Source organism: Streptomyces xylophagus, from assembly GCF_000716435.1.
GTDB classification, from domain to species: Bacteria; Actinomycetota; Actinomycetes; order Streptomycetales; family Streptomycetaceae; genus Streptomyces; species Streptomyces xylophagus.
Genome location: NZ_JNWO01000001.1, coordinates 1 through 12,642 on the forward strand (window position 1 = coordinate 1; position 12,642 = coordinate 12,642).

The window sequence follows — 12,642 nt, forward strand, 5'->3', positions numbered from 1 at the left end:
GTAGAGCCAGTAGGCGAACATGTTCAGCCGCGGGAACGCCACGTCGGGCGCGCCGATCTGCAGCGGCATGATCCAGTTCGTGAAGCCGGCGAACAGCGGTGTCGCGAACATCAGCAACATGATCGTGCCGTGCATCGTGAACGCCTGGTTGAACTGCTCGTTCGACATGATCTGCAGGCCGGGTCTGGCGAGTTCGGCGCGCATGAGGAGCGCCATGACGCCGCCGATCAGGAAGAACGCGAACGACGTGACCAGGTACAGCGTCCCGATCGTCTTGTGATCCGTGGTCGTCAGCCACTTGATGCTCTTGAGGTCTCTCACGCCCCGCCTGTGTCCGTGGCCCGCCCGCACGTCACACTCGACGGGTGCGAGGAGAATCACGGAATCGGGTGTGACGATCGCCCGGGTGCCGGACATGAACGGAACATGAGCAACGACGAGATCTTCGCCGCTGCCTATCGCGAGCACTACTGGGCGGTCAGCCGCTACGTTGCACGGCGACTGGACGGGCGGAGCAGCGAGGTCGAGGAAGTGGTGGCGGAGGTCTTCACCGTCGCCTGGCGTCGCCGTGCGGATCTGCCGCCGGCCTCGTTGCCCTGGCTGTACGGCGTTGCCCGCAACTGCCTGGCCAATGCGGTACGGGGGTTTGGGCGCCGGCGTCGGCTCGTCGAGCGGGTGGGTAATGACGAGAGCGCGCATGGGCGGCAGGTTGCGGCGGGGCCCGACGCGGAGGCGCCCGGCGCCTGGGTGCACGAGGCGCTCGCGCGCTTGTCTTCGGCCGATCAGGAGGTGCTGCGGCTGACTGCGTGGGAGGAGCTGGGGGTGGAGGAGGTCGCCGTTGTTCTCGGGTGCGGGACGCGTGCCGCGGCTATGCGGTTGCATCGTGCGCGGCGTCGATTGAGAGCGGAGATCGATCGGCTCGCGGTGCTTGGAGGGGCCGGGTGATGACCGTTGAAAGTGCCGCGATGTGTTGTCTTTCGGCTGCGGCGGCGTCGTGGCTGGTCGCGCAGTTCCCCGCGCCCCTTTGGGGCGCTTTCCTCACCCCCTCGAAAGGCCACCGCGATGGCTGATGAGCTTGAACTCCTGCGTGGCGCCAACCCGTTCACGGTCGATGACCCCCTCTACGGCGATGGGCCGCTGGACCACCACGCCTCGCGTCGGCTCAACCGGCTGCTGCACGAACGGCGTCGCCGACTGCTCTGGAGTCTCACGGCCGGAGTCGCCGTCTTGGCGAGCGCGTTCACGCTGTTGCTGAGCGGACCGAGCAGTGCTCCTGCCGTGGCAGCTCCCCGCCCGCTGGTGGTGCAGGCGCACTCCACGCCCGTATCCCTGAAGCAGCTCGCCGCACTCGCCGCCGTGACCGCCGTCGACGGAACTCCCGCCCTACGCAAGGGCACTCACGTGCAGTCGTGGAGCCTCGGCATGTCCGACGACAAGCCGCCGGTCACCATCCCCGAGGAACGCATCGTGCGCTGGAACGCGGACGACAGTCACACGGAACGTGTCGTCGAGGACGGGCACGTCCTCAAGGACGTGACGTATCCGCCGAGTTGGAGCGACGTCCCGCCCGCGTCACGGCCGCCGCGCGACGTCGTAGGACTGCGCTCGTATCTGCAGGAGACCGCGAACAGCAGGGCACCGCTCACCACACCCGAACTCCTCGACGCCGTACAGGAGTTGCTGAACCACTGGACGCTCGGCGCGCGTGAGTCGGCCGCGTTGGCGCGGCTGCTCGCGGGGGCGGACGGGCTGCGGCCCGTGGGGGAGGTGACCGACCGGCTCGGGAGGCGCGGGCAGGCGTACGTCTATCAGCAGTCCGCCATTCGCCGGATGCTGATCATGGACCCCGCCACCGGCGCCGTCCTCGGGCTGGAGGCCACCTTCACGAAGGACCAGCCCGAGTACGGCGTCAAGGCCGGGGACGTCATGGAGTACAGCGCGTGGACGCGGTGATCACACCCCGAGCTGCCGGGCGGCGGCGGTCACCGTCTGTTCCAGGAGCGTGGCGATCGTCATCGGGCCGACGCCGCCAGGCACCGGCGTGATCAGCGAGGCGCGTTCGGCGGCGGATTCGAAGTCGACGTCGCCGATGTTGCCCGCGTTGTAGCCGGCGTCGATGACGACCGCGCCGGGCTTGATGTCCTCGCCGCGGATCAGCCGGGGGCGTCCCACGGCGGCGACCACGATGTCCGCCTCGCGGACCACCGTCGACAGGTCGCGGGTGCGGGAGTGGCAGTAGGTCACCGTCGCGTCGCGGGCCAGGAGGAGCATGCCGGTCGGCTTGCCGAGGATCGCGCTGCGGCCCACGACGACGGCCCGCTTGCCGGACGGGTCGACGTCGTACTCGTCGAGCAGGCGCATGATGCCGCCGGGCGTGCAGGACACGAAGCCCGGCAGGCCGAAGCTCATCGTCGCGAACGACGCGAAGGTGACACCGTCCACGTCCTTCTCCGCCGCGATCGCCTCGAACGCGGCCCGCTCGTCGATGTGTTCGCCCATCGGATGCTGGAGCAGGATGCCGTGCACGGTGGGGTCGGCGGAGAGCGCGGTGAGGGTGGCGACCAGTTCGGCGGTGGTCGTGGTCGCGGGCAGTTCCACGTGCCGGGACTCGATGCCGGCCTTGCGGCTGCGGTTCTGCTTCATCCGGACGTACGTGACGGAGGCCGGGTCCGCGCCGACCAGGACCGTCGCCAGACAGGGCGCCGTACCGGTGCGCTCCGTCAGGTCGGCGGCCTTCTTCGCGGTGTCCTCGACGATGCGCCGGGCGAGCGCGGTGCCGTCCATGAGCCGTGCCTGAGACATGATCCACTCCTGAGCTGGTTGACCAATCGCCCAGGCGCACGGCATCGACTCCGCGTGGGCCGCTCCACGGTGGTGCTCCACCTCAGCGCCAGTCACGACCCACGAACAGCCTAACCGACGGGTTCTACGGCCATCAGGGCCCGGTCTCCGCGGGCGGTGCCGTCGGGTCGACGCCGTCCAGGAATCCCCGGGCCTGTGCCGCGAGGCGTACGGCTCCGATGGCTTCCGCCCAGCGGGCGACCTCCGTCGCGAGCGCCCTGGCCCCGGCCTCGTCGCCGGAGTCCCGGGCCAGCACCGCGAGCAGCAGTTGCTGGGAGAGGGTGCCGGGGACCGTGCCCGCGCCGGCGCCCAGCGTGGCCGCCCGGCGCCAGCGGTCCAGGGCGCGGGCGTGGTCACCGGCGTCGTGGTCGTGGTCGCCGAGGTGGCGCAGGGCCTCGCGGGCCAGCAAGGGGTCGTCGACCGACTCGGCGGCGCGCAGCGCGGACGCGTAGTGGGGCGGTGCGCCCGCCAGGTCGGCGAAGTGGTTGTCCGTGATCAGCCCGAGGTACATCTCCGCCCAGCCCCGGCGTCCCTCGTCCGGGGCGCCGTCCCGCAGCGCCTCCGCCTCGCGGAGCAGGGAGCTGAGGGCATCCGGGTCCTTCCCGTCCGGTCCCAGCCGGAGCCGGCCGTCCACGACGAGCAGCCGTCGGTAGGTGTTCCGCAGCCGCGCGAAGTCCACGTCCCAGTCGCCGCCCGGGAACTCCTTCCCGGCCGCCTCGATACGTGCCGTCGCGGTGTCCGTACCCGCGAACCAGTCCTGTTCCAGGGCCACTTGGGCAGCGGCGCGGGCGATCCGCGCCCGGGGGTCGGATTCGTCAGTGGTGCATGCGTCCAGCAGGCGGGAGGCGCGCTCCCATCGTCCCGTGACGCTCAACTCGTGGGCTGCGGCGATGAGTTCGTCGACGGGTACGACCGCGTTCGCTGTGGATGTCATGACGGGGAAGATAGTTATGCGAAAAACTATCCACAAGAAAATCACTGTGGGAGGCAGACGTGGAGGACTCGGTAGACCGGCACGTGGCGCTCTGGGCGAAGGAACTCCCCTGGATGGACCCGGTGAAGGAGCAGATCTTCTTCCGGCTCGCGATCCTGGCCCGCCATGCCGGGCAGGCGCGGCGGGACGTGCTCGACGCCGACGGGCTCAAGCAGTGGCAGTTCAAGGTGCTGCTCATGCTGCGCAGGCTCGGGCCGCCGTACGAGACGAGCCCGTCACGGCTGGCGGAGCTGCTGGGACTGACGCGTGGGGCGCTCTCCGCGCGACTGGCGGCCGTCGAGGAGGCGGGGCTGATCACCCGTACCCATGAGACGGGCGACCGGCGGCGGGTGCGGGTACGGCTCACCGACGCCGGATACGCAGTCCTCGAGGAGCATGTGGCGGCGGAGGAAGCGGGCGAGCTCGCGCTGCTCGCAGCACTGAACCCAGCAGAGCGGCGGACGCTCGCAGACCTGCTGCGGAAACTGGTGCTCGCCGTCGAGTCCTAGCGGGACCGGCGGGAACCGTGCTGGCCGAGAAGGTCCAGGTCAACCGGGTGGTGACCCGGACCTTCGGCACCAATCTCGCTATCCGTCCCATGCCTGGATCATCGTCTGCCGGGTGATCTTGCCGTCGTCCAGCACAAGCATCGACTCGGCGAGGACCCGGGTCCCGTCCGCGTACTGACAGGACTCGCTGTAGGCGACCCGGTCCCCTTGCACGACGCACTCCTCCAGCTTGTGCGTCATGTCGCGGCTGTAGACGTCGGCGAGCATCGCGCCGATCTCGTCCCGGCCGTGCAGAACCTTGGGGTGACTGGGCTGGGTCTGGTGGTCGACGACGTGGATCTCGGCGTCGTCCGCGTAGAGCGACAGAAGTGTCGCCGCTGTGTGATCTTCGATGCCCCGGCGCAGGGCTTCGGTGTCGAAGCCGGGGCGTGCCGCGGTGCCCATGGTGACCTCCTCAGAGGGCCGCGACCCGAACAGGAGCGGGCCGCGCGGGCCTCTTCTACGAGACTCCTCCGCCGCGCCGGGGTCGGCAAACGCAGGGGCGCACTCCTCCTGACGGGTGAGCGGCGCCCGGCGCCCGTGACCGTGCGGCTGCCGTCCGCGTTGCTGCAAGCATGATCTCAACACGACGTATCGCCGCCGCCGTTGGTCTCGCCGTCGGGGTCACCGGCCTCGTCGCGCCGATGGCGAACGCCGCCGAAGCGCCCGCCTTCAAGGACGGCAAGGTCAGCCCGGTCGCCCTGCTGGACTCGCTCGCGGTGAGCGAGATCCCCGCCGAGCACCAGGCGCAGATCCCGAAGGTCGCCGACCAGATGAAGGCGCTGAACCACCTGAACGACCTCCAGCAGCTGCACCAGGTCACCGACATGACCGCGCCGGTCACGGGACTCCTCCCCAGCATCGAGCCGTGAGCCCGCAGTACTGATCCCGCGGAGCACGCAGACCTTGAGGGCCGTCCGGAAACGGGCGGCCCTCAGCCGTGCCGCGGGTCAGCCCGCCGTGGCCAGGAACTGGGTCGCCGCGAGCTCCGCGTACAGCGGGTCGGCGCTCACCAGCTCCCGGTGCGTACCCACCGCGCGGACGCGGCCCGCGTCCATGACGACGATCCGGTCGGCCATCGTCACCGTGGACAGCCGGTGCGCGACGACCAGGACCGTCGTCGAACGGGCCACATCGGCGACGGTGTCGCGCAGCGCCGCCTCGTTGACCGCGTCCAGCTGCGAGGTCGCCTCGTCCAGGAGCAGCAGTCGGGGGTGGCGCAGCAGGGCGCGGGCGATCGCGACGCGCTGGCGTTCACCGCCGGAGAGGCGGGTGCCGCGGTGGCCGACCAGGGTGTCGATGCCCTTGGGCAGCCGGGCGACCAGGCCGTCGAGGCGGGTCGTCTTCAGGACGCGGGTGACGGCGTCGTCGTCCGCGTCCGGGTTGCCGAGCAGCAGGTTGTCGCGCAGGGAGCCGGACAGGACCGGCGCGTCCTGCTCCACGTAGCCGATGGCGGAGCGGAGCCCGGACAGCTCCCAGTCCGCGAGGTCCCGGCCGTCGAGGGTGATGGCGCCGGACTCGGGGTCGTAGAACCGCTCGATGAGGGAGAACACCGTGGTCTTGCCCGCGCCGGACGGGCCGACGAACGCCGTCATGCCCTGGGCCGGTATCTCGAAGGTCACGCCGTGGTGGACGTAGGGCAGGTCGTCGGCGTAGCGGAAGCGGACGTCGTCGAAGGCGAGGGCGGCGGGTGCGGCGCCGGGGGAGGGCAACTGGGCGGGCAGGGACGGGGGTTCGGCGGGGAGTTGGAGCGCCTCCTGGATGCGGGAGAGGGCCGCGGCGCCCGTCTGGTACTGCGTGATCGCGCCGACGACCTGCTGGATCGGCTGCATCAGGTAGAAGACGTAGAGGAGGAACGCGACCAGCGTGCCGACGTTTATCGCGCCCGTCGCCACCCGTGCGCCGCCCACCGCGAGGACGGTGATGAACGCGATCTGCATCGACAGGCCGGCCGTATTGCCCGCCGCCGCTGCCCACTTGGCCGCGCGGATGCTCTGCCGCCACGACTCCTCGGCCGCCGCGTGCAGGGTTCGCTCCTCGCGGTGCTCGGCGCCGGACGCCTTCACCGTGCGCAGCGCGCCGAGGATCCGCTCCAGCGAGGCGCCCATCACACCGATCGCGTCCTGTGCCTGCCGGCTGGCCCGGTTGATGCGCGGCACGATCACGCTGAGCACGGTGCCCGCGCCCACGATCACGCCGAGGGTGACGGCCAGCAGCACGGGGTCGACAAGACCCATCATCACCACCGTCGCGACGAGGATGAGCCCTTCGGTGCCGAGACCGACCAGCGAGTCGGTGGTGACCTCGCGCAGGAGTGTGGTGTCGGAGGTGATGCGGGCCATCAGGTCGCCGGGCTCGCTGCGGTCCACCGCGCTGATCCGCAGCCGCAGCAGATACGACGACAGGGCCCGCCGCGCGCCGAGCACCACGGACTCGGCGGTGCGCCGCAGGACGTACGAACCCAGCGCGCCCACCGCCGCGTTGGCGACGACGAGTGCCGACATCGCGAGCAGCGCCCCGGTGATGGTCCGGTCGTGCGACAGGTCGTCGATGAGACCCCGCGCCACCAGCGGCAGCAGCAGCCCAGTACCTCCGGTCACCAGCGAGAGCAGCGCGCCCGCCAACAGGGCCCAGCGGTGCGGCCGTACGTAGTCGAGGAGCAGCCGCCAGGCCGGCGGACCGCTCTGAGTCACTGCGATGCTCACGCTGCTCCCCGGGAGTCGTTCGGAGCATTCAGGTTACGTCGGTCACCGCCCGCGGTGGCGACCGTGGGTCGTACGCGTGGGCCTTACCGATCAGTCACGCGTAGGGTCGTAGGCAGGGACAACGGCCGACGAAAGGGTTCAGGACCATGGCGCAGGAAGTACGCGGCGTGATCGCACCGGGCAAGGACGAGCCGGTCCGGGTCGAGACGATCGTCGTACCCGATCCCGGACCCGGCGAGGCCGTGGTGAAGGTACAGGCCTGCGGGGTCTGTCATACCGACCTGCACTACAAACAGGGCGGCATCAGCGACGACTTCCCCTTCCTGCTCGGCCACGAGGCCTCCGGCATCGTGGAATCGGTCGGCGAGGGTGTCACCGACGTGGCCCCCGGTGACTTCGTGATCCTCAACTGGCGTGCCGTGTGCGGCAATTGCCGGGCCTGTCTGCGGGGTCGCCCCTGGTACTGCTTCAACACCCACAACGCCAAGCAGAAGATGACCCTCGCCTCGACCGGCCAGGAACTCTCCCCGGCCCTGGGCATCGGCGCCTTCGCCGACAAGACCCTGGTGGCCGCCGGACAGTGCACCAAGGTCGACCCCGCCGTCTCCCCGGCGGTCGCCGGGCTGCTCGGCTGCGGGGTCATGGCCGGTATCGGTGCGGCCATCAATACCGGCAATGTCGGGCGCGGTGACACGGTCGCCGTGATCGGTTGTGGTGGGGTCGGTGACGCGGCGATCGCCGGGTCCCGGCTCGCGGGGGCGGCGCGGATCATCGCCGTGGACATCGACGACCGCAAGCTGGAGAAGGCCCGCTCGATGGGGGCCACGCACACCGTCAACTCGAAGACGAGCGATCCCGTCGAGGCGATCCGCGAGCTGACCGGTGGCTTCGGCGCGGATGTCGTCATCGAGGCCGTCGGCCGTCCGGAGACGTACAAGCAGGCCTTCTACGCACGGGACTTGGCGGGCACGGTCGTCCTCGTCGGCGTACCGACCCCCGAGATGAAGCTCGAACTCCCGCTGCTCGACGTGTTCGGGCGCGGTGGCTCCCTCAAGTCGTCCTGGTACGGGGACTGTCTGCCCTCCCGCGACTTCCCGATGCTGATCGACCTGCACCAGCAAGGGCGCCTGGATCTCGCCGCGTTCGTGACGGAGACGGTCCAACTCGACGAGGTGGAGAAGGCGTTCGAGCGGATGCACGGCGGCGATGTGCTGCGTTCGGTGGTGGTGTTCTGATGGCCGCGCGCATCGAACACCTCGTCACCTCCGGGCAGTTCACGCTCGACTCGCGGACCGCACCGGCGCCACGATCTGGCTGCACCCCGACGACCTGCCCCTGTGGAAGCAGACCCACCCCGACCGCGACCCCGACGCGCACCTCGCCGACGGCCAGGTGATCGAGGCCGCGGGCGCCGACCTGAAGGTTCTGCACACGCCCGGTCACGCGCCCGGCGCGGTGTGCCTGTACGACCCAGGGCTCGGCACCGTCTTCACCGGTGACACCCTCTTCCACGGCGGCCCGGGCGCCACGGGACGGTCGTACTCCCACTTCCCGACCATCATCGACTCCATCCGCGACCGCCTGCTGACCCTCCCGCCCGAGACGAACGTCCTCACCGGACACGGCGACTCGACGACGATCGGCGCGGAAGCCGGGCACCTGGAGGAGTGGATCGCGCGGGGCCACTGAGGCACCGGTAAATACCCGACAGAAGGTGTCCGGCTTCTCCTGCACGATCGACGTGGCACAGGTCGAACGAGCACGGGAGGTCGGACATGCCGGGCCCACTGGAAGGCAAGGTCGCGCTGGTCGCGGGGGCGACACGCGGAGCGGGACGCGGGATCGCCGTGGAGCTGGGCGCGGCGGGCGCCACCGTCTACGTGACCGGCCGCACCACCCGCGCCAAGCGCTCCGAGTACGACCGGCCCGAGACGATCGAGGACACCGCAGACCTCGTCACCGCGGCCGGCGGCCAGGGCATCGCCGTACCCACGGACCACCTCGAGCCGTCGGCCGTACGGGCCCTCGTCGACCGGATCGACGACGAACAGGGCCGCCTCGACATCCTCGTCAACGACATCTGGGGCGGCGAACACCTCTTCGCCTGGGACACCCCCGTGTGGGAACACGACCTCGACAAAGGCCTCCGCCTCCTCCGACTGGCCGTCGAGACGCACGCGATCACCAGCCACCACGCGCTGCCCCTGCTGCTGCGCCGGGCAGGCGGCCTGGTCGTCGAAGTGACCGACGGGACCGCCGAGTACAACCGCGACACCTACCGCGTCTCCTTCTTCTACGACCTCGCCAAGTCGTCCGTCCTGCGCATGGCCTTCGCCCTCGGCCACGAACTCGGCCCACGCGGCGCCACCGCCGTCGCGCTGACCCCGGGCTGGCTGCGCTCGGAGATCATGCTCGACCAGTTCGGCGTCCGTGAGGAGAACTGGCGCGACGCCCTGGAACGTGTCCCCCACTTCGCCATCTCGGAGACCCCGCGCTACGTCGGCCGCGCCGTCACCGCCCTCGCTGCCGACCCCGAAGTGGCCCGCTGGAACGGGCAGTCGCTGTCCAGCGGCGGACTCGCCCCGGTGTACGGCTTCACGGACCTCGACGGCAGCCGCCCGGACGCGTGGCGGTACCTGGTGGAGGTGCAGGACGTGGGGAAGCCGGCGGACGTGACCGGGTATCGGTGAGGCGTGAGATCACTCCGGGGGCGTCAGCCAGCGGCCCGAGTGGCCGGGCGGGAGTGCCAGATCCTCCCGTACGGCCGCGTAGTAGCCCTCGCGGCCGGCGCGCTGACGTTCCATCAACTCTCGCCAGGAGCCCGGGTCGTGGGCCTCCGTGCGCATGAACCGCTCCATCTCCATCACTGCGCTGACCCACGCCCGGGCCTTCTCCACCACCTCCGGACTTCCCAGCAGGATCAGCGCCTCACCGGACGGATCGCGGTCCACGGTCGCCTCGGCCAGCAGCGGTTTCGCCTCGGCCAGGGGCAAGGGGTGCGGATGCGGGTCGTTCCCGAGATGGGACGCGACCCGGTACGTCAGCGTCACGGACTTCTTGAGGGTCCGGGCGTACTCGGCGTACACCTCCAGCCGCCGCTCCTCCCAACGGGCCTCCCGCTCACGGTGGAACCTCGCCCGGTCGCCCCGCACGATCGCCACGTACGAACCGAGGGCGCCGATCACGACTCCGATCAGCGCGGGAAGTTGCTGTATGAACGCGTTCATGTCCGCACGCTATCTGCCGAGTTGATCGTTCCGGCAGTACGTTCGGGACCATGACTGACACAACGCGCTTCGAGGGGTACGGAGTTCTCGTCACCGGTGCGGCCCGCGGCATCGGCGCGGCCATCTCGCGGCGGCTCGCCGAGGAGGGGGCGCGGGTGCTGATGACCGACGTCGATCTGCCCGAGGCGGAGAAGACGGCGGCGGGACTGCGCGAACTCGGTCTGGCCACCGAGGCGTTTGGCTGTGATGTGGGAGACCGGGAGGCGGTGGAGCGAGCCGTCGCCCGGGCCGTCGAGTCCTTCGGGGCGCTCGACGTCCTGGTCAACAGCGCCGCGCACTGCACGCCCGACCTCCCGCTCTTCGAGGACGAGCCCGACGACGAGTGGGCCCGCGACCTCGACATCACCCTGACGGGGACGTACCGGTGCTGCCGCGCCGCACTCCCGCACCTGGTCGCCTCGGGACGCGGAGCCGTCGTCAACATCGGTTCGGTGAACGGCGCTCAGGACTTCGGCAACCATGCCTACAGCGCCGCCAAGGCCGGACTCACCTCGCTGACCCGCACCCTCGCCGGGCACGCCGGTCGGCGGGGCGTGCGCGTCAATCTGGTGATGCCGGGCACGGTACGGACCTCCGCGTGGGAGGGCCGGGACGCCGACCTGGATCTGCTGAGCGGGCTGTATCCGCTCGGCCGGGTCGGTGAGCCGGAGGACATCGCCGCGGCCGTCGCGTTCCTCGCCTCGCGGGATGCCTCCTGGATCACCGGGACCACCCTCGCCGTCGACGGAGGGGTCACCGCGGTCAACACCGGCTTCCGCAGGGCCCTTTCAGAGCGGGCGGCCGAGGGGCAGTGAGGCGAGCGCCGCCAGCACCCGGTCCGTATCGGCCTCGGACGTACGCCAGTTGCTGAACGCGGCACGCAGCGCGGGTGTCCCGTCGTAGACCGTCGGTGTCAGGAAGGCCTCGTCGGTGGCGGCGACGGCCTCCGCCACGGCCGTCACCCGCTCCTGCGTGGGGTTCTCGGCCAGGGTGAAGCAGACGACGTTCAGCCGGACCGGCGCCGACAGCCGCAGGCCCGGGAGCGCGGCGATGCCCTCGCCGAGACGGTGGGCGAGGGCGACGTTGCGCTCGACGATCTCGCGGTGCCCGGCGCGGCCGTAGGCCATGAGGGAGAACCAGGCGGGGAGGGCGCGCAGTCGCCGGGAGTTCTCGGGGGTGAGGTGGAGGAAGTCCGGGTCGCCGGTGGGCGGGCCGAGGTACGGGGAGGCGTTGTGGAACACCCTGACCTGGAGGTCGCGGCGGCGGGTGAACTGGACGGCCGCGTCGTAGGGCACGTTGAGCCACTTGTGGAGGTCGACACAGACCGAGTCGGCCGCGTCGAGGCCGTCCACGAGATGCGCGTAGGTGGGGGAGAGCGCGGCGAAGCCGCCGAACGCGGCGTCCACGTGCAGCCAGAAGTCGTACCGTTCCTTGAGGGCGGCGATCGCCCGCAGGTCGTCGAAGTCGACGGTGTTCACGGTGCCGGCGTTCGCGACGACGATTGCCGGGCGGCCGTTCAACTCGGCCAGGGTGGCGTCCAGTTGGGCCACGTCGACGGCCTCACGGTTGCCGGCGAGCACGGGCACGTGGCGCAATCGGTCCCGGCCGATGCCCAGCACGGACAGCGCCTTGGTGACACTGGAGTGCGGGCTGCCGGAGAGCACGTCGACCGGGCCGAGCGCGGCTGCCCCGTCACGGGAGACGTCCACGCCCAGGCGCTCGCCCAGCCACTCGCGGGCGACGGCGAGCCCCACGGTGTTGGACATGGTCGCGCCGGTGACGAAGGTCCCGGAGTGCGCCTCGCCCAGTCCGAACATCTCGCGCAGCCAGTCGACCGTCTCCCGCTCCAGGGCCGCCGCCCAGGAACCGGCCGCGCCGGACACATTCTGGTCGTAGGCACTGGTCAGCCAGTCCCCGGCGACCGACGCGGGTGTCGCACCGCCGGTCACGAAACCCAGGTAGCGCGGGCCCGCCGATCCCGAGAGCCCGGGTGCCCACCGCTCGGCGAACCAGGCGAGAGCCGCCTCGCCACCGGCCCCCTCGACCGGCAGCGGCTCCCGGTCGGGCGCTGTGTCGAGCCGGACGACCGGCCGCTCGGCCACCCCGTCCAGCTCACGGGCGGCGACATCGCGGGCGGACTGCAGGAGCGCGGGGAGCCGGGAGAGATCGTCGGCGAGAGTGTGGTGCATGAGCGGCAGCGTAGGCCGAGGTCGCGGGTGGGGTATCGGGCCACTTCGGGGGAACTGGACTGCTGAGTGGCGCACGGCCACGGGTGCGTACGTTGACCGTGAGGCGAGGAATGTCACCGT

General features: G+C 70.8%; 14 protein-coding genes, 1 pseudogene and 1 riboswitch. Of the genes and pseudogenes, 8 read left to right on the top strand and 7 right to left on the bottom strand.

Translation table 11 applies throughout. The features are described from left to right. On the bottom strand, positions 1–417 hold a 417-nt coding region (locus OO70_RS00005; RefSeq protein ID WP_043662270.1), incomplete at its 3' end, for a cbb3-type cytochrome c oxidase subunit I. 9 nt (positions 418–426) lie between these two features. On the opposite strand from OO70_RS00005, the gene OO70_RS00010 reads away from it, so the two are divergent. Together OO70_RS00010 and OO70_RS00015 are read left to right on the top strand one after the other, a co-directional pair. After that, on the top strand, positions 427–945 hold the full coding sequence (locus OO70_RS00010) for an RNA polymerase sigma factor (RefSeq protein ID WP_043662272.1): 519 nt from the start codon (positions 427–429) through the stop codon (positions 943–945). A gap of 117 nt (positions 946–1,062) precedes the next feature. Continuing rightward, the gene (locus tag OO70_RS00015) at positions 1,063–1,953 is read left to right on the top strand and encodes a CU044_5270 family protein (RefSeq protein WP_043662274.1); all 891 of its coding nucleotides are present in this window, start codon (positions 1,063–1,065) and stop codon (positions 1,951–1,953) included. Here OO70_RS00015 and OO70_RS00020 read toward each other — a convergent pair whose 3' ends face one another. Then, positions 1,954–2,802, bottom strand: a complete 849-nt coding sequence (locus OO70_RS00020) for a bifunctional 5,10-methylenetetrahydrofolate dehydrogenase/5,10-methenyltetrahydrofolate cyclohydrolase (RefSeq protein WP_043662276.1) — start codon at positions 2,800–2,802, stop codon at positions 1,954–1,956. A 21-nt stretch (positions 2,803–2,823) separates the two neighbouring features. After that, positions 2,824–2,908, bottom strand: a riboswitch (ZMP/ZTP riboswitch). 27 nt (positions 2,909–2,935) lie between these two features. Next, complete coding sequence (locus OO70_RS00025) at positions 2,936–3,775, bottom strand: hypothetical protein (RefSeq protein WP_043662278.1); 840 nt, start codon at positions 3,773–3,775, stop codon at positions 2,936–2,938. A gap of 59 nt (positions 3,776–3,834) precedes the next feature. Here OO70_RS00025 and OO70_RS00030 point away from each other — a divergent pair, with 59 nt between their 5' ends. After that, positions 3,835–4,323 (top strand): MarR family winged helix-turn-helix transcriptional regulator, encoded by a 489-nt coding sequence (locus OO70_RS00030; protein ID WP_043662280.1) that lies wholly within the window; start codon positions 3,835–3,837, stop codon positions 4,321–4,323. Between the two features lie 78 nt (positions 4,324–4,401). Here OO70_RS00030 and OO70_RS00035 read toward each other — a convergent pair whose 3' ends face one another. Beyond that, on the bottom strand, positions 4,402–4,767 hold the full coding sequence (locus OO70_RS00035; RefSeq protein ID WP_043662281.1) for a nuclear transport factor 2 family protein: 366 nt from the start codon (positions 4,765–4,767) through the stop codon (positions 4,402–4,404). A 170-nt stretch (positions 4,768–4,937) separates the two neighbouring features. On the opposite strand from OO70_RS00035, the gene OO70_RS00040 reads away from it, so the two are divergent. Next, complete coding sequence (locus tag OO70_RS00040) at positions 4,938–5,234, top strand: hypothetical protein (RefSeq protein WP_043662282.1); 297 nt, start codon at positions 4,938–4,940, stop codon at positions 5,232–5,234. A gap of 78 nt (positions 5,235–5,312) precedes the next feature. Here OO70_RS00040 and OO70_RS00045 read toward each other — a convergent pair whose 3' ends face one another. Next, positions 5,313–7,067: an ABC transporter ATP-binding protein gene (locus OO70_RS00045; protein WP_043662284.1), complete on the bottom strand. Its 1,755-nt coding sequence runs from the start codon at positions 7,065–7,067 to the stop codon at positions 5,313–5,315. Between the two features lie 146 nt (positions 7,068–7,213). Here OO70_RS00045 and OO70_RS00050 point away from each other — a divergent pair, with 146 nt between their 5' ends. The 3 genes and pseudogenes from OO70_RS00050 (at position 7,214) to OO70_RS00060 (ending at position 9,757) form a co-directional block, all read left to right on the top strand. Next, entirely contained in the window at positions 7,214–8,302 is a 1,089-nt protein-coding gene (locus OO70_RS00050) for an S-(hydroxymethyl)mycothiol dehydrogenase (RefSeq protein WP_043662286.1), read from the top strand. 49 nt (positions 8,303–8,351) lie between these two features. Continuing rightward, positions 8,352–8,756, top strand: a pseudogene (locus OO70_RS00055) (MBL fold metallo-hydrolase); the annotation flags it as partial. A gap of 86 nt (positions 8,757–8,842) precedes the next feature. Beyond that, a complete protein-coding gene (locus tag OO70_RS00060) occupies positions 8,843–9,757 on the top strand; it encodes an SDR family oxidoreductase (RefSeq protein ID WP_043662288.1) in 915 nt (304 codons plus the stop codon). Positions 9,758–9,766: 9 nt separating this feature from the next. On the opposite strand, the gene OO70_RS00065 is transcribed toward OO70_RS00060, so the two are convergent. Then, positions 9,767–10,294: a hypothetical protein gene (locus tag OO70_RS00065; protein ID WP_043662291.1), complete on the bottom strand. Its 528-nt coding sequence runs from the start codon at positions 10,292–10,294 to the stop codon at positions 9,767–9,769. Between the two features lie 50 nt (positions 10,295–10,344). Between OO70_RS00065 and OO70_RS00070 the strand changes: the two genes are divergently transcribed. Next, positions 10,345–11,148: an SDR family NAD(P)-dependent oxidoreductase gene (locus OO70_RS00070; protein ID WP_043662292.1), complete on the top strand. Its 804-nt coding sequence runs from the start codon at positions 10,345–10,347 to the stop codon at positions 11,146–11,148. Here OO70_RS00070 and OO70_RS00075 read toward each other — a convergent pair. Further along, positions 11,122–12,522 (bottom strand): pyridoxal phosphate-dependent decarboxylase family protein, encoded by a 1,401-nt coding sequence (locus OO70_RS00075; protein WP_043662293.1) that lies wholly within the window; start codon positions 12,520–12,522, stop codon positions 11,122–11,124. The two genes, OO70_RS00070 and OO70_RS00075, sit on opposite strands and share 27 nt — an antisense overlap. Between the last annotated feature and the right edge of the window lie 120 nt (positions 12,523–12,642).